The sequence below is a fragment of the Agrococcus sp. Marseille-Q4369 genome (assembly GCF_018308945.1).
GTDB lineage: Bacteria > Actinomycetota > Actinomycetes > Actinomycetales > Microbacteriaceae > Agrococcus.
Genome location: NZ_CP070501.1, coordinates 473,650 through 494,380 on the forward strand (window position 1 = coordinate 473,650; position 20,731 = coordinate 494,380).

At 71.6% G+C, this 20,731-nt stretch carries 20 protein-coding genes; 12 read left to right on the forward strand and 8 right to left on the reverse strand.

Annotation, left to right across the window (positions count from 1 at the left end; genetic code table 11):
• Nucleotides 1-14 precede the first annotated feature (14 nt).
• The 8 genes from rapZ (at nucleotide 15) to JSQ78_RS02475 (ending at nucleotide 6,340) form a co-directional block, all read left to right on the forward strand.
• Nucleotides 15-845: an RNase adapter RapZ gene (gene rapZ, locus JSQ78_RS02440; protein WP_211449127.1), complete on the forward strand. Its 831-nt coding sequence runs from the start codon at nucleotides 15-17 to the stop codon at nucleotides 843-845.
• A 14-nt stretch (nucleotides 846-859) separates the two neighbouring features.
• Nucleotides 860-1,840 carry a DNA-binding protein WhiA gene (gene whiA, locus JSQ78_RS02445; protein WP_211449129.1) on the forward strand — a complete coding sequence of 327 codons (981 nt, stop codon included), beginning with the start codon at nucleotides 860-862 and terminating at the stop codon, nucleotides 1,838-1,840.
• Between the two features lie 93 nt (nucleotides 1,841-1,933).
• Complete coding sequence (locus JSQ78_RS02450; protein WP_211449130.1) at nucleotides 1,934-2,557, forward strand: superoxide dismutase; 624 nt, start codon at nucleotides 1,934-1,936, stop codon at nucleotides 2,555-2,557.
• Between the two features lie 76 nt (nucleotides 2,558-2,633).
• Nucleotides 2,634-3,641: a type I glyceraldehyde-3-phosphate dehydrogenase gene (gene gap / locus JSQ78_RS02455; protein ID WP_211449132.1), complete on the forward strand. Its 1,008-nt coding sequence runs from the start codon at nucleotides 2,634-2,636 to the stop codon at nucleotides 3,639-3,641.
• A complete protein-coding gene (locus tag JSQ78_RS02460) occupies nucleotides 3,641-4,852 on the forward strand; it encodes a phosphoglycerate kinase (protein ID WP_211449134.1) in 1,212 nt (403 codons plus the stop codon). Before gap ends, JSQ78_RS02460 begins: the two co-directional genes overlap by 1 nt.
• On the forward strand, nucleotides 4,846-5,631 hold the full coding sequence (gene tpiA, locus JSQ78_RS02465; protein ID WP_211449136.1) for a triose-phosphate isomerase: 786 nt from the start codon (nucleotides 4,846-4,848) through the stop codon (nucleotides 5,629-5,631). The genes JSQ78_RS02460 and tpiA overlap by 7 nt, the downstream gene beginning before the upstream one ends.
• A 104-nt stretch (nucleotides 5,632-5,735) precedes the next feature.
• Nucleotides 5,736-5,984: a preprotein translocase subunit SecG gene (secG, locus tag JSQ78_RS02470; RefSeq protein ID WP_021009476.1), complete on the forward strand. Its 249-nt coding sequence runs from the start codon at nucleotides 5,736-5,738 to the stop codon at nucleotides 5,982-5,984.
• On the forward strand, nucleotides 5,984-6,340 hold the full coding sequence (locus JSQ78_RS02475) for an RNA polymerase-binding protein RbpA (RefSeq protein ID WP_211449137.1): 357 nt from the start codon (nucleotides 5,984-5,986) through the stop codon (nucleotides 6,338-6,340). The genes secG and JSQ78_RS02475 overlap by 1 nt, the downstream gene beginning before the upstream one ends.
• 167 nt (nucleotides 6,341-6,507) lie before the next feature.
• On the opposite strand, the gene pgl is transcribed toward JSQ78_RS02475, so the two are convergent.
• Genes pgl through tkt form a run of 6 tightly spaced genes read right to left on the reverse strand, consistent with a single transcriptional unit; the run spans nucleotide 6,508 to nucleotide 14,536 of the window.
• On the reverse strand, nucleotides 6,508-7,203 hold the full coding sequence (gene pgl, locus JSQ78_RS02480) for a 6-phosphogluconolactonase (protein ID WP_211449139.1): 696 nt from the start codon (nucleotides 7,201-7,203) through the stop codon (nucleotides 6,508-6,510).
• Nucleotides 7,200-8,138: a glucose-6-phosphate dehydrogenase assembly protein OpcA gene (locus tag JSQ78_RS02485; RefSeq protein WP_211449141.1), complete on the reverse strand. Its 939-nt coding sequence runs from the start codon at nucleotides 8,136-8,138 to the stop codon at nucleotides 7,200-7,202. The genes pgl and JSQ78_RS02485 overlap by 4 nt, the downstream gene beginning before the upstream one ends.
• On the reverse strand, nucleotides 8,135-9,688 hold the full coding sequence (zwf, locus tag JSQ78_RS02490; protein ID WP_249295830.1) for a glucose-6-phosphate dehydrogenase: 1,554 nt from the start codon (nucleotides 9,686-9,688) through the stop codon (nucleotides 8,135-8,137). The genes JSQ78_RS02485 and zwf overlap by 4 nt, the downstream gene beginning before the upstream one ends.
• 2 nt (nucleotides 9,689-9,690) lie before the next feature.
• On the reverse strand, nucleotides 9,691-11,286 hold the full coding sequence (locus tag JSQ78_RS02495) for a glucose-6-phosphate isomerase (protein WP_211449145.1): 1,596 nt from the start codon (nucleotides 11,284-11,286) through the stop codon (nucleotides 9,691-9,693).
• The gene (gene tal, locus JSQ78_RS02500) at nucleotides 11,283-12,398 is read right to left on the reverse strand and encodes a transaldolase (RefSeq protein ID WP_211449147.1); all 1,116 of its coding nucleotides are present in this window, start codon (nucleotides 12,396-12,398) and stop codon (nucleotides 11,283-11,285) included. Before tal ends, JSQ78_RS02495 begins: the two co-directional genes overlap by 4 nt.
• A 23-nt stretch (nucleotides 12,399-12,421) precedes the next feature.
• Nucleotides 12,422-14,536, reverse strand: a complete 2,115-nt coding sequence (gene tkt, locus JSQ78_RS02505) for a transketolase (RefSeq protein ID WP_211449149.1) — start codon at nucleotides 14,534-14,536, stop codon at nucleotides 12,422-12,424.
• Nucleotides 14,537-14,713: 177 nt separating this feature from the next.
• Here tkt and JSQ78_RS02510 point away from each other — a divergent pair, with 177 nt between their 5' ends.
• Nucleotides 14,714-15,658 (forward strand): heme o synthase, encoded by a 945-nt coding sequence (locus tag JSQ78_RS02510; RefSeq protein ID WP_211449150.1) that lies wholly within the window; start codon nucleotides 14,714-14,716, stop codon nucleotides 15,656-15,658.
• A gap of 31 nt (nucleotides 15,659-15,689) precedes the next feature.
• Here JSQ78_RS02510 and JSQ78_RS02515 read toward each other — a convergent pair whose 3' ends face one another.
• Complete coding sequence (locus tag JSQ78_RS02515; RefSeq protein ID WP_211449152.1) at nucleotides 15,690-16,664, reverse strand: Ppx/GppA phosphatase family protein; 975 nt, start codon at nucleotides 16,662-16,664, stop codon at nucleotides 15,690-15,692.
• Nucleotides 16,661-17,575: a COX15/CtaA family protein gene (locus JSQ78_RS02520; protein ID WP_211449154.1), complete on the reverse strand. Its 915-nt coding sequence runs from the start codon at nucleotides 17,573-17,575 to the stop codon at nucleotides 16,661-16,663. The genes JSQ78_RS02515 and JSQ78_RS02520 overlap by 4 nt, the downstream gene beginning before the upstream one ends.
• Before the next feature lie 184 nt (nucleotides 17,576-17,759).
• On the opposite strand from JSQ78_RS02520, the gene sufB reads away from it, so the two are divergent.
• From sufB to JSQ78_RS02535, 3 genes are read left to right on the forward strand one after another with little or no spacing between them, the layout of a single operon-like run.
• Nucleotides 17,760-19,178 (forward strand): Fe-S cluster assembly protein SufB, encoded by a 1,419-nt coding sequence (gene sufB / locus JSQ78_RS02525; RefSeq protein ID WP_211449155.1) that lies wholly within the window; start codon nucleotides 17,760-17,762, stop codon nucleotides 19,176-19,178.
• A 1-nt stretch (nucleotide 19,179) separates the two neighbouring features.
• Entirely contained in the window at nucleotides 19,180-20,394 is a 1,215-nt protein-coding gene (gene sufD / locus JSQ78_RS02530) for a Fe-S cluster assembly protein SufD (RefSeq protein WP_211449157.1), read from the forward strand.
• Nucleotides 20,391-20,717 (forward strand): non-heme iron oxygenase ferredoxin subunit, encoded by a 327-nt coding sequence (locus tag JSQ78_RS02535; RefSeq protein WP_211449159.1) that lies wholly within the window; start codon nucleotides 20,391-20,393, stop codon nucleotides 20,715-20,717. The genes sufD and JSQ78_RS02535 overlap by 4 nt, the downstream gene beginning before the upstream one ends.
• The last annotated feature ends 14 nt before the right edge of the window (nucleotides 20,718-20,731 follow it).

The following is a 20,731-nucleotide window of genomic DNA, read 5'->3' on the forward strand; positions in this document are numbered from 1 at the left end:
TCATCATCACCGGCATGTCCGGTGCAGGACGCACGACGGTCGCGAACGCGCTCGAGGACCTCGGCTGGTTCGTGGTCGACAACCTGCCGCCGAGCATGCTGCGCGCGCTCGTGCGCACGGCTGCGGCGGGCGATGCGACGGAGGCGAAGCTCGCGATCGTCGTCGACGTGCGCGGCGGCGTGCTGTTCGACGACGCGAAGCGGTTCGTCGAGATGCTGCGCAACGAGCACTCCGTGCGCGTGCTGTTCCTCGAGGCGAGCGACGCAGAGCTCGTGCGCCGCTACGAGCAGGTGCGCAGGCCGCACCCGCTGCAGGGCGACGGCACGATCCTCGACGGCATCCGCATGGAGCGCCACCGGCTCGAGCAGCTGCGCGGCATGGCCGACCAGCTGCTCGACACCACGGGCCTCAACCCGCACCAGCTCACGACGCGCGTGGGGGAGAGCTTCGCGCCGGGCGGCGAGCTCGAGGTCGTGCTCACGGTCATGAGCTTCGGCTTCAAGTACGGGCTCCCGGTCGACGCCGACCTCATCGCCGACATGCGCTTCCTGCCGAACCCGTTCTGGAACCCCGACCTGCGCGGTCACAATGGCACCGAGGAGGTCGTCTCCGACTTCGTGCTCGAGCAGGAGGGTGCGCGAGAGTTCGCCGACCGCTACGTCGAGGCACTCGAGCCGGTGCTCTCCGGCTTCGCGCGCGAGAACAAGCTGCACGCCGTGCTGGGCGTCGGCTGCACCGGCGGCAAGCACCGATCGGTCGCGATGGCGCAGTACCTCGCCTCGCGCCTCTCGGAGCACCCGGGCGTGCGGGTCGCGGTCAAGCACAGGGATCTGGGACGCGAATGACGAGAGGAACCGGCGTGACATTGACCGACGACGTCAAGGAGGAGCTCGCGCGCGTGCGCGTGACGCGACCTCAGACGAAGGCGGCCGAGGTCGCGACCCTGCTGCGCTTCGCCGGCGGGCTGCACGTCATCTCGAACCGCGTCGCGGTCGAGAGCGAGCTCGACTCCGCGGCCGCCGCGCGCAGGCTCGCGCGCAGCATCCTCGAGCTCTACGGCGTCAAGGCCGAGATCGCCCGCATCTCGTCGTCGTCGAGCCGCTCGAGCGGCGCCTACCTCGTGCGCGTCATCGCCGAGGGCGAGACGCTCGCGCGGCAGACGGGGCTCATGGATGCGCGACGCAAGCCCGTGCGCGGACTCCCGAACAAGGTCACCACCGGCTCGCTCGAGGACCTCGCGGGCGTGTGGCGCGGGGCGTTCCTCGCGCAGGGCTCGCTGTCGGACCCGGGCCGCTCCGCCGCGCTCGAGATCGCCTGCCCGGGCAACGAGGCCGCGATGGCGCTCGTCGGCGCGGCCGGTCGGCTCGGCGTGCCGGCCAAGTCGCGCGAGGTGCGCGGCGCGCACCGCGTCGTCATCCGCGAGGGCGAGCCGATCTCGCGGATGCTCACGACCATGGGCGCGCTCGACACCGTGCAGGCGTGGGCCGAGCTGCGGCAGCGCCGCGAGGTGCGAGCGACCGCGAACCGGCTCGTGAACTTCGACGACGCGAACCTCCGCCGCAGCGCCCAGGCCGCCGTCGCGGCGTGCGCGCGCATCGAGCGGGCGCTCGACATCCTCGGTCCCGAGGTGCCAGAGCACCTCGCGTACGCGGGCCGACTGCGCCTCGAGCACCGCGACGCGAGCCTCGACGAGCTCGGCCACCTCGCGCAGCCGACGATGACGAAGGACGCGGTCGCGGGGCGGATCCGGCGACTGCTCGCGATGGCGGATCGCGCCGCGCAGGAGCGCGGCATCCCGAGCACCGAGGATGCGGTGCCGGCCGACATCGACGACGTCTGAGCCGGCCGTCGCGACCCTGCTCGCGATCAGGCCGCCGTGGATAGGATCGAGACGACCCATCGGCGCGCGCAGCGCGCGAGAGAGGAGCCAGCCATGGCCGTCTACACCCTGCCGGAGCTGCCGTACGACTACGCGGCGCTCGAGCCCCACATCTCGGCGAAGATCATGGAGCTGCACCACAGTAAGCACCACAAGACCTACGTCGACGGCGCGAACACCGCGCTCGACAAGCTCGCCGAGGCGCGCGACTCGGGCGACCTCGCGAACGTCAACAAGCTCGAGAAGGACCTCGCCTTCAACCTCGGCGGGCACACGAACCACACCGTCTTCTGGAACAACCTCGCAGGCGACGGCGGTGGCGAGCCCGAGGGCGAGCTGCAGGCCGCGATCGCCGAGTTCTTCGGCGACTTCTCGAAGTTCCAGGCGCACTTCACCGCGAACGCCACGGGCATCCAGGGCTCCGGCTGGTCGGTGCTCGCGTGGGACTCGATCGGCGCGCGCCTCAACGTCTTCCAGCTCTTCGACCAGCAGGGCAACGTGCCGGTCGGCACGCACCCCGTGCTCATGCTCGACATGTGGGAGCACGCCTTCTACCTCGATTACCTCAACGTCAAGGCCGACTACGTCGAGGCGTTCTGGAACATCGTCAACTGGCAGGACGCGCAGGCGCGCTTCGAGGCCGCCCGCTCGCAGACCTCCGGTCTGATCCTCCGCTAGCGAATCGTCACCCCGTGACCGGGACCCCGGGCACGCGCCCGGGGTCCCTCCACCCGACAGGCAGGAACCCCAAACCATGACACTGAAGGTCGCCATCAACGGCTTCGGCCGGATCGGCCGCAACTTCGTCCGTGCAGCGCTTGCCCAGGGCGCTGACATCGACATCGTCGCGGTCAACGATCTCACCGACAACAAGACCCTCGCCCACCTCCTCAAGTACGACTCCGTCGCCGGACCGATCGATGCTCCCGTCACCTTCGACGAGGGCACGATCACGGTCGGCGACGACCCGTTCCGCGTGCTCGAGGAGAAGGACCCGTCGAAGCTCCCGTGGGGCGAGCTCGACATCGACGTCGTCATCGAGTCGACCGGCCGCTTCACGAAGGTCGAGGACGCATCCGCCCACATCGCCGCCGGCGCGAAGAAGGTCCTCCTCTCCGCGCCCGCGAAGGGCCCCGCCCCGACGTTCGTGATGGGCATCAACCACGAGGACTACAACCCCGAGACCGACCACGTCATCTCGAACGCCTCGTGCACGACGAACTGCCTCGCCCCGCTCGCGAAGGTCTTCCACGAGTCCTTCGGCATCGAGCGCGGCCTCATGACGACCGTGCACGCCTACACCGCCGACCAGAACCTGCAGGACGGTCCCCACAGCGACCTGCGGCGCGCGCGAGCCGCGGCGCTCTCGATCATCCCGACGAGCACGGGCGCGGCGAAGGCGATCGGCCTCGTCATCCCCGAGCTCAAGGGCATTTTGGACGGCTACGCCCTGCGCGTGCCGACGCCGACCGGCTCGATCACCGACCTCACGATCACGACGCGCGACGGGCTCACGGTCGACGAGATCAACGCCGCCTACCGCGCGGCCGCGGAGTCGGGCCCGCTCAAGGGCTACCTCCAGTACACCGAGGACCCGATCGTGTCGGCCGACATCGTCGGCAACTCGTTCTCGTCGATCTTCGACTCCGGCCTCACGCGGGTGATCGGCGACCAGGTCAAGGTCTCCGCGTGGTACGACAACGAGTGGGGCTACTCCTGCCGCCTCGTCGACCTCGCCGAGCACGTGGGCTCGCAGCTCTGATGACCCTGCGCACGCTCGACTCGCTCGGCGACCTCGCCGGCAGGACCGTCCTCATCCGGTGCGACTTCAACGTGCCGCTGACGGACGGTCGGATCGCCGACGAGGGCCGCATCGTCGCGTCGCTGCCCACCCTTCGCGCCCTGCTCGAGCAGGGCGCGAAGGTGGTGGCGATGTCGCACCTCGGCCGGCCGAAGGGAGAGCCGGACCCGAAGTACTCGCTCGCGCCGGTCGCCGAGCGGCTCGGCGAGCTGCTGGGTGCGGAGGTCGCATTCGCCGCCGACACGGTGGGGGAGGACGCGCACCGCGTGCGCATCGCGCTGGAGGACGGGCAGCTCGCACTGCTCGAGAACCTGCGGTTCGACCCGCGCGAGACGAGCAAGGACGCGACCGAGCGGGCGACGTTCGCGGCGGAGCTCGCCGCGGGCGCCGACGCCTTCGTGTCGGACGGCTTCGGGGTCGTGCACCGAGAGCAGGCGAGCGTGTTCGAGATCGCGCAAGCGCTCCCGAGCGCCGCCGGCCTGCTCGTGCAGCGCGAGCTCGAGGTGCTCTCCCGCCTCACCGAAGCGCCCGAGCGCCCCTACGCGGTCGTGCTCGGCGGCTCGAAGGTGAGCGACAAGCTCGGCGTCATCGAGCACCTGCTGCCGCGCGTCGACCGCTTGCTCATCGGCGGCGGCATGCTTTTCACCTTCCTCGCCGCGAAGGGGCTCGGGGTCGCCTCCAGCCTCCTCGAGCGGGATCAGCTCGAGCGCGTGCGCGGCTACATCGCCGACGCCGAGCAGCGCGGCGTCGAGCTGCTGCTGCCGACCGACGTGGTCGTCGCGGAGCGCTTCGACGCCGACGCCGAGCACGAGGCGGTCGCCGCCGACGCGATCGAGTCGTCGCGCTTCGGGGGCTCGGGCATCGGTCTCGACATCGGCCCAGACACGGCAGCGGCCTTCGCGGATGCCATCCGCAGCGCGCGCACGGTGTTCTGGAACGGGCCGATGGGCGTGTTCGAGATGGATGCGTTCGCGGCCGGCACGAAGGCGGTCGCGCAGGCCCTCACGGAGACCGACGGCCTCGCCGTCGTCGGCGGCGGCGACTCCGCCGCCGCGGTGCGGCAGCTCGGCTTCGACGACGACGCGTTCGGCCACATCTCGACCGGTGGCGGCGCGAGCCTCGAGTTCCTCGAGGGATCCCGACTGCCTGGACTGGAGGTCCTCGGATGGTGAACCGCACGCCGCTCATCGCGGGCAACTGGAAGCTGCACAACGATCACCTGCAGGCGATCGCACTCGTGCAGAAGCTGGCATGGACGCTGCAGGACGCGAGGCACGACCACGCCGCGGTCGAGGTCGCGGTCTTCCCGCCGTTCACCGCCCTGCGCAGCGTGCAGACGCTCGTGTCGGCGGAGAAGTTCGAGCTGCGCTTCGGCGCCCAGGACGTCTCCGAGCACGACTCGGGCGCGCACACGGGCGAGGTCGCCGCATCCATGCTCGCGAAGCTCGAGTGCTCGTACGCGATCGTCGGGCACTCCGAGCGCCGCCAGGACCACGGGGAGAGCTCCGCGCTCGTCGGCCGGAAGGCGGCAGCGGCGATCCGCCATGGCGTGACGCCGATCATCTGCGTCGGCGAGACGGAGGCCGACCTCGAGCAGCACGGCGCCTCGGCCGTACCGGTGCAGCAGCTGCGCGAGGCGCTCGCCGAGCTGCCCGCGACCGGCGAGATCGTCGTCGCGTACGAGCCGGTCTGGGCGATCGGCTCGGGCAAGGCGGCGACGGCCGACCAGGCGCAGCAGGTCGCGCACGCTCTCCGGCAGGCGATCGCCGAGGTCCGCGGCGACGAGGCGGCAGCGAGCACGCGCATCCTCTACGGCGGCAGCGTGAAGTCGGGCAACATCGCCGGCTTCATGCGCGAGCCCGATGTCGACGGCGCGCTCGTCGGCGGGGCGAGCCTCGACGCGGCCGAGTTCGCTGCAATCGCGCGCTTCCAGCACCACGTCGGCACCTGACGCCGTCGCGTCGCCCGCCCGCCGCGGGAATCCCTGCGGTAGGATGCTCGTTGGACTTCTCGTGGATGGGCGATGCCCGGAACGCGAAACCGGAAAGAGGGCTAGTGGAGATTCTCCAGATCATCATGCAGGTGATCCTCGGCGTCACATCCGTGCTGCTGACGCTGTTCATCCTGCTGCACAAGGGCCGCGGCGGCGGCCTGTCCGACATGTTCGGCGGCGGGGTCGGCTCGTCGCTCGGTTCGTCGGGCGTCGCGGAGCGCAACCTCAACACCATCACCGTCGCCGTCAGCCTGACGTGGGTCGCATCCATCGTCGTGCTCGGCCTGATCACCAAGTTTGCAGGCATCTGATGGCTTCCGGAGGCAGTGCGATCCGTGGTTCGCGCGTCGGCGCGGGCCCCATGGGCGAGCAGGACCGGGGCTTCCACGCCGAGCGCGTGGCGGTCTCCTACTGGGACGCGATGGGCAACGAGACGGTCCGCTACTTCGCGGCCGACCTCCCCGAGGACGAGATCCCCGAGGTGATCGACTCGCCGTCGACCGGGCTCCCGGCCGGCCGCGACAAGGCCAGCCCGCCCCAGGTCGCCAAGAACGAGCCGTACAAGACGCACCTCGCCTATGTGAAGGAGCGCCGCACGCCGGAGGAGGCAGCCGAGCTGCTCGAGGAGGCGCTGCAGAAGCTCCGCTCCGCCGAGGGGCGCGGCTGACGCTCTGATCGAGCGGCGCCGACGGCGCACGCAGACCCCAGCGGCCGTCCTGCTCAGCAGGGCGGCCGCTCTCGCGTCGCCGCCCGCCGCAGGTGCGGCATCGCCAGCACGCCCGGGCGCCGCTCACGCACTGCGGGCGCCACTCAGGCGCGGGCGCCACTCAGCCGCTAGAGCCGCGAGGCGGCCTCGGCGTCGAGGTGCATGAGCGTCTCGAGCCGCCCCGCGACGCCCACCGCGGGCGCCTCGGCGAGGTCGGCTCCGCCGAGCACGCGGGCCACCGCATCCGCCTTGTCGGCGCCCGCGACCACGAGCCAGACCCGGTCGGATGCGTTGATCGCCTCGAGCGTGAAGCTCAAGCGCTCGGGCGGCGGCTTGGGGGAGTCGCGCACCGCGATCACGGCGGACCCGCCGGCGCGCACGCCCGGCAGCCCGGGGAAGAGCGACGCGACGTGCGCGTCGGGTCCCATGCCGAGCAGCGTCAGGTCGATGGGACCGAGCTCGCGCAGCATCGCGGTCGCGGCCTCCGCCGCGGCGTCGAGCGAACCGCCGTCGGCCGCCGGGAGCTCGCGCACCCGGTCGCTCGGGATCGCGACGCGGTCGATGAGCGCCTCGCGCGCCTGCGTCGCATTGCGATCGCTCGAGCCTGCTTCGACGAAGCGCTCGTCGCTCCAGGTGAGCACGAGGCGCTGCCAGGCGATCGTGCGATCGGCGAGCGCTGCGAGCAGCTCGGTGCCGACCGAGCCGCCGGTGAGCGCGATCGTCGCGCGGCCCTGCCGCTCGACGAGCTCCGCGATGAGGGATTCGATCGCGTCGGCGACGGTCGCGACGAGTGCCGCTCGATCGGCGTGGACGACCGGCTTCATGCTGCCTCCTCGAGGGTCGATGCGAGCACCTGGCGGTACATGTCGTCGGGCGCGAGCTTCCGCAGCTCCTCGGCGAGCTGATCCTCGAGGCCGCGCGTCGAGAGCGCGACGTGGTGCTCGGGCTGGCCGGGCTGGCGGAGGATGCCGACGGAGTCGCGCACGCGCGTGAGCGACGAGTCGCCGCTCGAGCGGTGCAGCTCGACGGCGTGGAGCCCGCTCGAGCCGGTCGGCGTGTCGCCGGCCTCGACCTTGTCGATCGGCACTCGCAGCCGCAGCTGCAGCCACGCCGCCATGAGGTGCACGCTCGGGTTCGTGAGGTCGCCGGAGACGACGCCCCCGTGCACCGGCTCGAAGGGCGGCTGGTCGAGGAGCGCCGCGAGGTGCGCGCGCCAGTTCGTCAGCCGAGTCCACGCGAGGTCGGTGTCGCCGGGCTGGTAGCAGCCGGCGAGCGTCATGATCGCGGCGTGCGGATCAGGCTGCTTGCCCGAGTCGGTGATGCGGCGCTGGGAGATCTGGCCGAGCTGCGACGCCGAGGGGGTCTCGGGCATGAAGCTCGGCCACCACGCGACGACCGGCGCATCCGGCAGCAGCAGGCCCTGCACGATGCCGAGCAAGTGGGAGCCGAGCTCGCCGTAGCACTGCAGTAGCACAACCTCGCTCGCGCCGGCGTCGGCGCCGACGCGCAGCTCGGCGTCGAGCCGCGGCTCCTCGTCGGCGTTCACGTGGTCGGGGTTGCGGGAGACGACGATGACCCGCATCGGGTGCTCGCGCGAGGCCTGGTTCGCGGCGCGGATCGCCTCCTCCTCCCCGCCGATCTGCGTGTGGATGACGAGTGTGAGCACGCGACCGAGGGCGACGACGCCGCCCTCCTCGCGGATCTCGAGCATCCGCCGCTGCACCTCGGCAGTCGTGGTGCGGGAGAGTCGGATGATCACGGTCGCCTCCAGTGCCGTCCGTCGCGGGCGAGCAGCTCGTGCGCGCTCCGCGGCCCCCACGAGCCGGGCTCGTACTGGTCGATCGGGCCGCCCTGCGCCTCCCAGTGCTCCTCGATCGGGTCGAGGATCTTCCAGGAGAGCTCGACCTCCTCGTGCCGGGGGAAGAGCGGCGGGTCGCCGAGCAGCACGTCGAGGATGAGGCGCTCGTAGGCCTCTGGGCTCTCCTCGGTGAAGGCATGGCCGTAGCCGAAGTCCATCGTGACGTCGCGCACGTGCATGCCGTGCCCCGGCACCTTCGAGCCGAAGCGCATCGAGACGCCCTCGTCGGGCTGCACGCGGATGACGAGCGCGTTCTCGCTCATCGTGCGGATGTCCGACTCCTCGAAGAGGTACTGCGAGGCGCGCTTGAAGACGATCGCGATCTCGGTGACGCGGCGGCCGAGGCGCTTGCCCGCGCGGAGGTAGAAGGGCACGCCCGACCAGCGCCGGGTGTCGACCTCGAGCTTGATCGCCGCGTAGGTCTCGGTCGCCGAGTCGGGCCGCATGCCGTCCTCCTCGAGGAAGCCCTTCACGTGCGTGCCGCCGTGCCAGCCGGCGTCGTACTGCCCGCGTGCGCTCGAGTGCTCGAGGGGGAGCGGCACGCGCGCGGCGCGCAGCACCTTCTCCTTCTCGACCCGCAGGTCGGCGGCGTCGAACGAGACGGGCTCCTCCATCGCGGTGAGCGCGAAGAGCTGCAGCAGGTGGTTCTGGATGACGTCGCGCGCCGCGCCGATGCCGTCGTAGTAGCCGGCCCGGCCGCCGACGCCGATGTCCTCGGCCATCGTGATCTGCACGTGGTCGATGTGGTTGGCGTTCCAGATCGGCTCCCACAGCGCGTTCGCGAAGCGCAGCGCGAGGATGTTCTGCACCGTCTCCTTGCCGAGGTAGTGGTCGATCCGGAAGACGCTGTCGGCCGGGAACACCGACTCGACGACCTGGCCCAGCTCGCGCGCCGACTCGAGGTCGTGCCCGAACGGCTTCTCGATCACCACGCGTCGCCAGCGGTCGCCCTCGCCCTCGGCGAGGCCGGAGCGCTTGAGCTGCTGCGTGACGACCGGGAACGCGTTCGGCGGGATCGACAGGTAGAAGGCGTGGTTGCCCATCGTGCCGCGCGTGCGGTCGAGCTCGGCGAGCACCTCGGCGAGCCGGTCGAAGGCCGCGTCGTCGTCGAAGTCGCCCTGCACGAAGCGGATGCCCTCGGCGAGCTGCCGCCACACCGACTCCCGGAAGGCCGTGCGCGCGTGCTGCTGCACCGATTCGCGCACCATGCGCGCGAAGCCCTCGTCGTCCCAGTCGCGACGGCCGAAGCCGACGAGGCCGAAGCCCGGCGGCAGCAGGCCGCGGTTCGCGAGGTCGTAGACCGCCGGCAGCAGCTTCTTCCGCGCGAGGTCGCCCGTGACGCCGAAGAAGGTCATCGCGTTCGGACCCGGGATGCGCGTGAGGCGCTGGTCGGAGGGGTCGCGCAGCGGGTTCCGGCCCGCCGCGATCGTGACGGCCGGAGCCGGCGCCACGGTCATCGCCGGGCGGCCGCGAGGAGCCGGTCGAGCCCCTCGTCGAGGTCGTCGAGCGTGAGGGTGAGCACGGGCCTGCCGTGCTCGGCGAGCACGCTCGCGTCGCCCGACGCCTGCGCCTGCAGCAGCTGCCCGAACGTGAACGAGCGGCCAGGGATCTCGAGGTCCTCGTGCGGCTGGCCGAGCAGCTGCAGGAACACGCCGTTCGGCGTGCCGCCCTTGTGGTACTGCCCCGTCGAGTGCAGGAAGCGCGGGCCCCAGCCGAAGGTGACGGGTCGGCCGGTGCGCGCGGCGAACGCCTCGCGCAAGCGCTCGAAGCGAGGCTGCCCGATGCGGTCGAGGTACGCGTGGATCGCGAGGTAGCCCTCGCCCGTGAGCCGGGCGAGCAGGGCGTCGACGGATGCCTCGAGCGAGCCGTGCACGACGCCGGCGGTGCCGCGCAGCTCGATCCCCGCGTCGACGTGCTCGGCGGCCGCGGGCGGCTCGAGCGCGTCGAGCAGGCCGCGCGCGGCGACCTTCGCCGACTCGACGTCGGGCTGGTCGAACGGGTTGATGCCCAGCAGCCTGCCGGCGACGGCGGTCGCGAACTCCCAGACGAGGAACTGCGCCCCGAGCGTGCCGGCGACCTCGATCTCGCCCGGCTCGACGTGCTGCGCCTCGCGGGCGGAGCCGACGAGGCGCACGACCTGCAGGTCCGGCAGCTCGGCGGCGAGCTCGGGGGCGTGCTTCTCGAGCACGACCGGCAGGATGCCGACGCCGTCCTTGCCCGTCGACTCGGCGATGAGCTGCTCGGCCCAGTCGCCGAGGCCGACGATGTGGGTGCCGTCCGCGACGAACGCGAGCTTGTCGCGCAGCGGCCGCGTGCCCGCGATCGCGGCGGCGAGCCGGAGCCCCGGGTTGTCGTCGGCGTCCTCGGAGATCTCGGGCAGCGCCGCGATCGCCTCCTCGAGCAGCGAGCGCACGTCGACGCCCGCGAGGCCCGAGGGCACGATGCCGAAGGCGGTGAGCGCGGAGTAGCGGCCGCCCACGTTCGGGTCGGCGTTGAACACGCGGTAGCCCGCGCGACGCGCATCCTGGTCGAGCGGCGAGCCCGGATCGGTCACGACGATGATGCGCTCGACCGGGTCGATGCCCGCATCGCGGTACGCCTGCTCGAAGGCGCGGCGCTGGCTGTCGGTCTCGAGCGTCGAGCCCGACTTCGATGAGACGACGAGCGCCGTGCGTGCGAGCCCGTCGCGCAGCGCTCGCCGCACCTGGCCCGGCTCGGTCGAGTCGAGCACCGTGAGGTGCACGCCCGCGGTGCGCGTGATAACCTCGGGCGCGAGCGAAGAGCCGCCCATGCCGGCGAGCGCGATGCGGTCGACGCCGCGCTGCCGCAGCTGCTTGCGCAGCGCCTCGATGTCGTCGACGAGCCCCGCCGTCGAGGCGGCGGCGTCGACCCAGCCGAGCCGCACGGAGGCCTCGGGCTCGGCCGCCTCGCCCCACAGCGTCGCGTCGCCCGAGACGAGCCGCCCGGCGACGCCGTCGACGACGAGCTGCGGCACGACCCGCTCGATCGCCTCCTGCGCGGCGCCCGAGGCCGTGATCGTGAACGTCATGCCTCCGCTCCCGCCTGCTCGAGGTGGCCGCGCACGGTCTCGACGAGCTCGGCCCACGACGCGTCGAACTTCTCGAGGCCCTCGGTCTCGAGCAGCTCGACGACCTCGGTGTAGGAGACGCCCACGCGCTCGAGCGACTCGAGCACCGCATCCGCCTCGCCACCGCGGCCCGAGACCCGGTCGCCCTCGATGCGGCCGTGGTCGGCGAGCGCCTCGAGCGTCTTCTCCGGCATCGTGTTGACCGTGTGCGGAGCGACGAGCTCGGTCACGTAGAGCGTGTCGGGCAGCGACGGGTCCTTGACGCCCGTCGACGCCCACAGCGGCCGCTGCGTGTTCGCACCCGCGTCGAGCAGCGCCTTCGCGCGCTCGGAGTCGAACGACTCCTGCCAGACGCGATAGGCGAGGTGGGCGTTCGCGAGGCCGGCCTTGCTCTTGAGCGCGAGCGCCTCGTCGGTGCCGATCGTCTCGAGCCGCTTGTCGATCTCGGAGTCGACGCGCGAGACGAAGAACGACGCGACCGAGTGGATCTTCGACAGGTCGAGCCCCGCCTGCTGCGCGCGCTCGAGCCCCGTGAGGTAGGCGTTGATGACGTCGCGGTAGCGCTCGAGCGAGAAGATGAGCGTGACGTTGACGCTGATGCCCGCCGCGATCGTCGCGGCGATCGCCTCGAGGCCCTGCTGCGTCGCGGGGATCTTGATGAGCACGTTCTCGCGACCGACGAGGCGGTGCAGCTCGGCGGCCTGCGCGACGGTGGCCTCGGTGTCGCGCGCGTGGCCGGGGTCGACCTCGATCGACACGCGCCCGTCGAAGCCGTCGGTGGATGCGTAGAGGTCGGCGAAGAGGTCGCACGCGTCGGCGACGTCACGGGTCGTGAGCGCCGTGATCACCTCGTCGACGCTCGCGCCGTCCGCCGCGAGCTCGTGGATCGCCGCCTCGTACGACTCGCCCTGGGCGATCGCGTTCGCGAAGATCGTCGGGTTCGTCGTGACGCCGACCACGTCGCGCTCGGTGATGAGCGCGGCGAGCGTGCCGCTCTCGATGCGCTGCCGCGAGAGGTCGTCGAGCCAGATGCTGACGCCCGCGTCGGAGAGCGCCCGGGTGTTCTCGTTCATGTCCTTGCCTCCTGCCGGCCCGCTCAGCGGGCCGCTTCGATGGATGCGCGAGCGGCCTCGACCACGGCTTCCGCCGTGATGCCGAACTCGCGGAACAGGGTCTTCCAGTCGGCGCTCGCGCCGAAGTGGTCGATCGCGACCGAGCGACCGGCGTCGCCGACGATCGGGTGCCACGTGAGCGGCGAGCCGGCCTCGACCGAGACCCGCGCGCGCACCGCGGCCGGCAGCACCGACTCGCGGTACTCGTCGGGCTGCTCGGCGAACCACTCGAGCGACGGGGCTGCCACCACGCGGGCGGCGACGCCGTCGGCCTGCAGCTGCTCGCGCGCCTGGAGGGCGAGCTGCACCTCGGAGCCCGTCGCGATCAGGATGACGTCGGGGGAGCCGCCCGCCGCCTCGACGAGCACGTACGCGCCCTTCGCGACGTTCGAGGCGTGCGCGAGGGTCTCCTCGGTCGCCTCGCCGTCGCCGCGCTCGAGCACCGGGATGTTCTGGCGGGTGAGGGCGATGCCGACCGGCTGATCGCGCCGCTCGAGGATCGTCTTCCACGCCCACGCCGTCTCGTTCGCGTCGGAGGGTCGCACGATCTCGAAGCCCGGGATCGCGCGGAGCGTCGCGAGCTGCTCGATCGGCTGGTGGGTCGGGCCGTCCTCGCCGAGCGCGACGGAGTCGTGCGTCCAGACGTGGATGGGGTGCACCCCCATGAGCGCCGCGAGCCGCAGCGCCGGGCGCTGGTAGTCGCTGAAGATCAGGAACGTGCCGCCGTACGCGCGCGTCGGGCCGTGCAGCGCGATGCCGTTGAGGATCGCGGCCATCGCGTGCTCGCGGATGCCGAAGTGCATCGTGCGGCCGCGGGGCGATGCCTCGGGCCACGACGTCGTCGAGCGCTCGGCGGGCGCGAACGAGCCCTTGCCCTCGAGCGTCGTGTTGTTCGACTCCGCGAGGTCGGCCGAGCCGCCCCAGAGCTCGGGCAGCACGTCCGCGAGGGCGTTGAGCACCTTGCCCGACGCGGCCCGGGTCGAGACCTCGGTGCCCGCCTCGAACGTGGGCAGCGCATCCTCGATGCCGTCCGGCAGGCTCCCGGAGAGCAGCCGGTCGAGCAGCGCCTTCCGCTCGGGATTGGCGCTCGCCCACAGGTCGAAGCGGCGCTGCCACGCGTCGCGCGCGTGCTCGGCGCGCTGCGCGGCGTGCTGCCGCGTGTACTCGAGCACGGCGTCGTCGACGTGGAAGGAGCGCTCGGGGTCGAAGCCGAGCACCTCCTTGACCGCCGCGATCTCGTCGGCGCCGAGCTTCGCGCCGTGCGCCTTGCCGGTGCCCTGCTTCGTCGGCGCGGGCCAGCCGATGATCGTCTTGAGGATGATGAGGGAGGGCTTGCCCGTCTCGGCCTTCGCCTCCTCGATCGCGGCGTGCAGCGCCTCGACGTCCTCGACGTACTCGTCGGCCCTCGGCGCGTCGCCCTGCCGCCACGCGACCTCGAGCACCTGCCAGCCGTAGGCCTCGTAGCGCGCCCGCACGTCCTCGCTGAAGGCGATGTCGACGTCGTCCTCGATCGAGATCGCGTTCGAGTCGTAGATCGCGATGAGGCGCCCGAGCTGCTGGTGGCCCGCGAGCGAGCCGGCCTCGCTCGTGACGCCCTCCTGCAGGTCGCCGTCGCCGGCGATCACGTAGGTGTAGTGGTCGAAGGGGCTCTCGCCGTCGGGCGTCTCGGGGTCGAGCAGCTCGCGCTCGAAGCGCTGCGCGTAGGCGAAGCCGACCGCGGATGCGAGGCCCTGGCCGAGCGGGCCGGTCGTGATCTCGACGCCCTTCGTGTGGCGGTACTCCGGGTGCCCCGGAGTGAGGGAGCCCCACGTGCGGAGAGCCTCGAGGTCGCTCTTCTCGAGGCCGGAGCCCGTGAGGTAGAGCTGCACGTACTGCGTGAGGGACGAGTGGCCCACCGAGAGGATGAAGCGGTCGCGACCGAGCCAGCGGTCGTCGGCCGGATCGCGGTCCATGACGTGCTGGTACAGCAGGTGCGCGACGGGCGCGAGGCTCATCGCCGTGCCCGGGTGGCCGTTGCCGACCTCCTCGACGGCGTCCGCCGCGAGCAGGCGGGCGGTGTCGACGGCACGCTGGTCGTCAGTGGTCCATTCGAATGCCAAAGCGGCTCCTTCTTCCGGCGGCGCGGAGCCGCGGCGATGCGGGCGGTGGGCGTCCTCCCCAGCATAGTGAGCGAGCGCATGCGGGTCCCGGGCGATTCCCGCGAGCGACGTCGCGAGTCAGATAGGATGGCCGTTGGCCCTCGCCCGCTCCCGATCACTCGAACAGGACTCCGCTGCATGTCGAATGCGACCTCGTCAGGCGTCTCGGCCCCCGCGGCGCCGGAGGCTCCCGGACGGGCGACCCTGAAGGTCAAGGCCGGCGCGTACGTCGCGCTGACGAAGCCGCGCGTGATCGAGCTGCTGCTCGTCACCGCCCTCCCGACGATGTTCCTCGCCGCCGGCGGCGTGCCCCCGCTCGGAGCGCTCGTCGCGACCCTCGTCGGCGGCTTCCTGAGCGCCGGGAGCGCGAACGCGTTCAACATGATCCTCGATCGCGACATCGACCGCGTCATGCACCGCACGCAGCACCGGCCGCTCGTGACCGGCACCCTCTCGGTGCGCGAGGCGCGCGTGTTCGCGTGGACGCTCGCGGTCGTCTCGACGCTCGTGCTCGGCCTCTTCGCGACCTGGCTCGCCGCGGCGCTCTCGGTCGCCGCGATCGCCTTCTACGTGCTCGTCTACACGATGCTGCTCAAGCGCCGCACCGAGCAGAACATCGTCTGGGGCGGCATCGCCGGCTGCTTCCCGGTCGTCATCGGCTGGGCCGGCGTCACGGGCACGCTCGACTGGCCCGCGTGGATCCTCTTCACGCTCGTCTTCCTCTGGACCCCAGCGCACTACTGGCCGCTGTCGATGAAGTACCGCGACGACTACGAGGCGGCCGACGTGCCGATGCTCGCGGTCGTGCGCGGCCGGCCGATGGTCGGCATCCAGGTGATCCTCTACGCGTGGGCCTCGCTCGCGTGCACCCTGCTGCTCATCCCGGTGGGTGGGATGGGCTGGCTCTACACGGGCGTCGCGGTCATCGCGGGCGCGTGGTTCGTGGGGGAGTCGCACGGCCTCTACCACCGCGCGATCAAGGGCGAGCGCGAAGTGCGCGCGATGCGCGTCTTCCACGCCTCGAACACCTACCTGACGCTCATCTTCCTCGCGGTCGGCGTCGACCCGCTGCTGCCCTTCTGACCCGCGCGGTGGAGCTGAGGGCAGCGTCGGGTCAGACGCGGTCGAGCATCTGCAGCAGGCGTCCCTCGCGGAGCGCCCACGGGCTGACGTCGAGCTCCTTGACGCGGAACGCGCGCATGGCCTCCGACAGCACGATGCCGCCCGCGACGATCTGGAACGTGCGATCGGTCGTGATGCCGGGCAGCGCCGTGCGCGACGCCGCGTCCATGCGCGCGATGCGCGGCACCCAGTCGTCGAGCTGGCGGCGCGTCAGCACGGCACGGTCGCCGTCGCCGACCCCCGGGAGCGCGTTGCCCGCGAGCCGCGCGAGCGAGCGGATCGTCTTCGACGACCCGATCACGTGGTCGGGGCGCCCGAACGGCTGCACCTGCGCGACCGCGTCGTCGAGCACGGCCTTCGCGTAGATGCGCAGCGCCCGCTGGTCGGCGAGCGACGGCGGGTCGGAGCGGAAGAAGCCGACCGTCGACCGCCCCGCCCCGAGCGGCGCCGAGAGCGCGATCGCCGGCTCCTCGTCGTCGCCCATGGCGATCTCGAGCGAGCCGCCGCCGATGTCGAGCAGCAGGATGCGCCCGGCCGCCCAGCCGAACCAGCGCCGCACCGCGAGGAACGTCAGCCGCGCCTCGTCGGGCCCCGAGAGGATGTCGAGGGTCACCTCCGCCTCGCGCTCGATGCGCGCGACGACCGCCTCGCCGTTCGCCGCCTCGCGCAGCGCGCTCGTGGCCATCACGACGAAGTCGTCGAGCGGCTCGCTGCGCGCGATCGTGACGCACTCGCGGATCGCGGCGAGCAGCGCCTCGACGCCCTCGTCGGTGATCGCGCCGTCCTCGTCGAGGTAGCGCATGAGCCGCAGCGTCAGCCGGTGCGAGCGCGTCGGCACCGGCCGGCCGCCGAGGCGCATGTCGACGAGCAGCAGGTGCACGGTGTTCGAGCCGATGTCGAGCACCCCGAGCCTCGCGCCGTGCTGCACGTCGCCGAGCGAGCCGTCGACCGGGCGGTCGCCGCTCATGCGCGCACGACGGCGGATGCGTCGGCGCGCGTCGTCTGCGCGTCCGTCGTCTGCGGCGGGCGGAGCGAGAGCACCACGGCAGCGCCGATCGCGGCCGAGACGACCGAGAGCACCATGTGGATGCCGACGAGCATGATCGGCAGGCCGAGTCGCGACTGGACGATGCCGACGACGACCTGGACCAGGATGACGCCGAGCAGGGCGAGCGACCAGCGCAGGTGGAGTCGCGGGCCGCGCCGCCAGGCGACGGCCGCGACGGCGACGGTGAGCGCGAGCAGCGCGTAGCCGGGCCAGGCGTGCACGTGCTGCATCACCGCGGGGTCCAGGCCGTTCCGGGCCGCGCCCCCGTCGCCCGCGTGCGGACCGGAGCCCGTCGTGAGCACGCCCACCACGACGACGACGACGAGCGCGAACGTCATGAGGTGCACGAGCGCCGACTGCCAGCGGGGCACGACGCGCGGGCCCGGGCGGCCGACGACGACCTTCCAGACCAGCACCGCCGAGAGCGCGACGAGGATGACCGAGAGGAAGAAGTGCACGCCGACGGTGTCGGGTCGCAGCTCCATCCACACGACGACGGCGCCGATGAGCGCCTGCGCGACGCTCAGGCCGAGCACGAGGCCCGCGAGCCACACGATGGAGCGGTCGGCGCGGCGGCGGATCGCCATCACGAGCATGACCACCGCGATCGCCACGACGACCGCGCCCCAGACGCGGTTCGTGAACTCGATGACCCCGTGGATGCCCTGCTCGGGCACGGGCACGAACGACTCCGGTTCGCAGTTGGGCCAGGTCGTGCATCCGAGCCCCGAACCCGTCAGGCGCACGGCGCCGCCCGTGCCGACGATGACGATCTGCGAGACCAGGGTGGCCCAGGCGGCGGCCATCAGGCTGCGCGAGCGCTCCAGCACAGTGCACCTCTCATGCCGTTCGCGGTAGGATCGTGGGGAGCCCATCGGCTCCGAACCCCTGCGCCGGTCTTCGGCGAGGCGTGTGCGACGGCCCTTCAAGTATGGCCGAACGCGGCGGTTCGCGAGTCGCGCGGAATGCCGAGGAGCACCGCTGGGTTGCAATCCGTGGATGGAAGGGGGAGCGATGTCCGATGTCCTGATCGACCGGCCCGAGCTCGAGAGCCTGGGTCAGTACGAGTTCGGCTGGCACGACTCCGACGAGGCTGGAGCCACGGCGAAGCGTGGTCTGAACGAGCAAGTCGTGCGCGAGATCTCCGCGCTCAAGAACGAGTCCGAGTGGATGCTCGAGCGCCGCCTCAAGGGGCTGCAGCTGTTCGAGCGCAAGCCGATGCCGACGTGGGGTGCCGACATCTCCGGCATCGACTTCGACAACATCAAGTACTTCGTGCGCTCGACCGAGCGCCAGGCGCAGTCGTGGGAGGACCTCCCCGAGGAGATCCGCAACACCTACGACCGGCTCGGCATCCCCGAGGCCGAGCGCTCGCGCCTCGTCGCCGGCGTCGCCGCGCAGTACGAGTCGGAGGTCGTCTACCACCAGATCCAGGAGGACCTGGAGCGGCAGGGCGTCATCTTCATGGACACCGACACGGCGCTCAAGGAGCACCCGGAGTTCTTCGAGGAGTACTTCGGCACCGTGATCCCGACGGGCGACAACAAGTTCGCCGCGCTCAACACGGCGGTGTGGTCGGGCGGCTCGTTCGTCTACGTGCCGAAGGGCGTCCACGTCGAGATCCCGCTGCAGGCCTACTTCCGCATCAATACGGAGAACATGGGCCAGTTCGAGCGCACGCTCATCATCGCCGACGAGGGCTCGTACGTGCACTACATCGAGGGCTGCACCGCGCCGATCTACTCGAGCGACTCGCTGCACTCCGCCGTGGTCGAGATCGTCGTGAAGAAGAACGCCCGCGTTCGCTACACGACGATCCAGAACTGGTCGAACAACGTCTACAACCTCGTCACCAAGCGCGCCATCGCCGAGGAGGGCGCGACGATGGAGTGGATCGACGGCAACATCGGCTCCAAGGTGACGATGAAGTACCCGTCAATCTACCTCGTGGGGGAGCGCGCGAAGGGCGAGACCCTCTCGGTCGCGTTCGCCGGGCCCGGCCAGCACCAGGACGCCGGCGCGAAGATGATCCACATGGCGCCGTACACGACGTCGTCGATCGTCTCGAAGTCGATCGCGCGCGGCGGCGGCCGCTCGGGCTACCGAGGTGAGGTGCGGGTCGACGCGAACGCGCACCACTCGGCGAACAGCGTCGTCTGCGACGCCCTGCTCGTCGACACGATCTCGCGCTCCGACACCTACCCCGCCATCGACATCCGCGTCGACGACGTCGTCCTCGGCCACGAGGCGACGGTGTCGAAGGTGAGCGAGGAGCAGCTGTTCTACCTGATGTCGCGCGGTCTCGAGGAGACCGAGGCGATGGCGATGATCGTGCGCGGCTTCATCGAGCCCATCTCCCGCGAGCTGCCGATGGAGTACGCGCTCGAGCTCAACAAGCTCATCGAGATGAGCATGGAAGGATCCGTCGGCTGACATGACCGCGACCGAGACCACCCCCGCCCACCTCGCGACGGAGGACCGCTTCGTCCCGATCCAGACCCGATCGGAGCGGCCGACCTCGTTCGACCCGGCCGACTTCGGCACGCCGACCGGCCGCGAGGTCAACTGGCGCCTCTCCGACCTCAAGCGGCTCGCGCCGCTGCTGGTCGATGAGGAGACCGAGACGGGTGCCGAGCACGCGATCGAGTACGCCCTCGCCGAGCTCGAGGCAGCCGGCATGCTCGTCGCGTCGACCGGCCACGACGCCGCCCCACGCGGCGAGATCTTCCGCCCCGAGGACGTCGTGAGCGCGATCGCGTGGAAGCGCTGCGAGAACGCCCTGCACATCCGCCTCCCCGAGGGGAAGGTGCAGGAGGAGGCCGTGATCGCCCGCCTCCACGGCACGGGCGCCGACCGCCACGCGAACGCGCACATCGTCGTCGAGGCGATGCCCGGCTCGGTCGGCACGATCGTGCTGCACCACTCGGGGTCCGCGCGCTACGCGCAGAACGTCGAGGTCATCGTGCGCGAGGGCGCGCGGCTCACGCTCATCTCGGTGCAGGACTGGCAGGACGACGCGGTGCACGCGGCCGCCCACCAGGCGGTCGTCGGCGACGGGGCGTACCTGAAGCACATGGTCGTCTCGTTCGGCGGCGGCGTCGTGCGGGTCAACCCGTCGATGCGCCTCGCTGGCCACCGCGCCGAGGGCGAGATGTTCGGCCTGTCGTTCTCCGACAGCGGCCAGCACATCGAGAGCCAGGTCTTCATGTTCCACGAGGGCGTCGAGACCCGCGGCGACGTGCTCTACAAGGGCGCGCTGCAGGGCGAGGGCGCGCGCTCGGTGTGGATCGGCGACGTGCTCATCGGGCAGGACGCGACCGGCACCGACAGCTACGAGAAGAACCAGAACCTCGTGCTGACCGACGGCGCGCGAGCCGACAGCATCCCGAACCTCGAGATCAAGACCGGCGACATCGCCGGTGCCGGCCACGCCTCGGCGACCGGCCGCTTCGACGACGAGCAGCTCTTCTACCTGCAGTCGCGCGGCATCGAGGAGGAGGAGGCCCGTCGCCTCGTCGTGATCGGCTTCCTCATGGAGATCGTCCAGAAGATCGGCGTGCCCGAGATCGAGGAGCGGCTCGCCGACGCGATCGAGGAGGAGCTCCGCCGCGGTGCCGGCCTCGCTCCGGCCTCGAAGGCGGGGGCATGACCGCCCAGCGAGCATGCGGCGTGGATGACGTCGCCGTGAGCGCGGCCGTGCGGGTCGAGCTCGACGGCATCGCGATCGCGATCGTCAAGGACTCGGCCGGCGCGATCCACGCGATCGGCGACACCTGCACCCACGGCGAGATCTCGCTCTCGGAGGGCTTCGTCGAGGACGACGCCATCGAGTGCTGGGCGCACGGCTCGCAGTTCGAGCTGCGCACCGGCAAGCCGAAGAACCTGCCGGCCTACGAGCCGGTGCCGGTCTTCCCCGTGACCATCGACGGCGACGACGTGCTCGTCGACGTCCAGAACCCCGTGAAGCTGTAGCGCGGCGGCAGCCG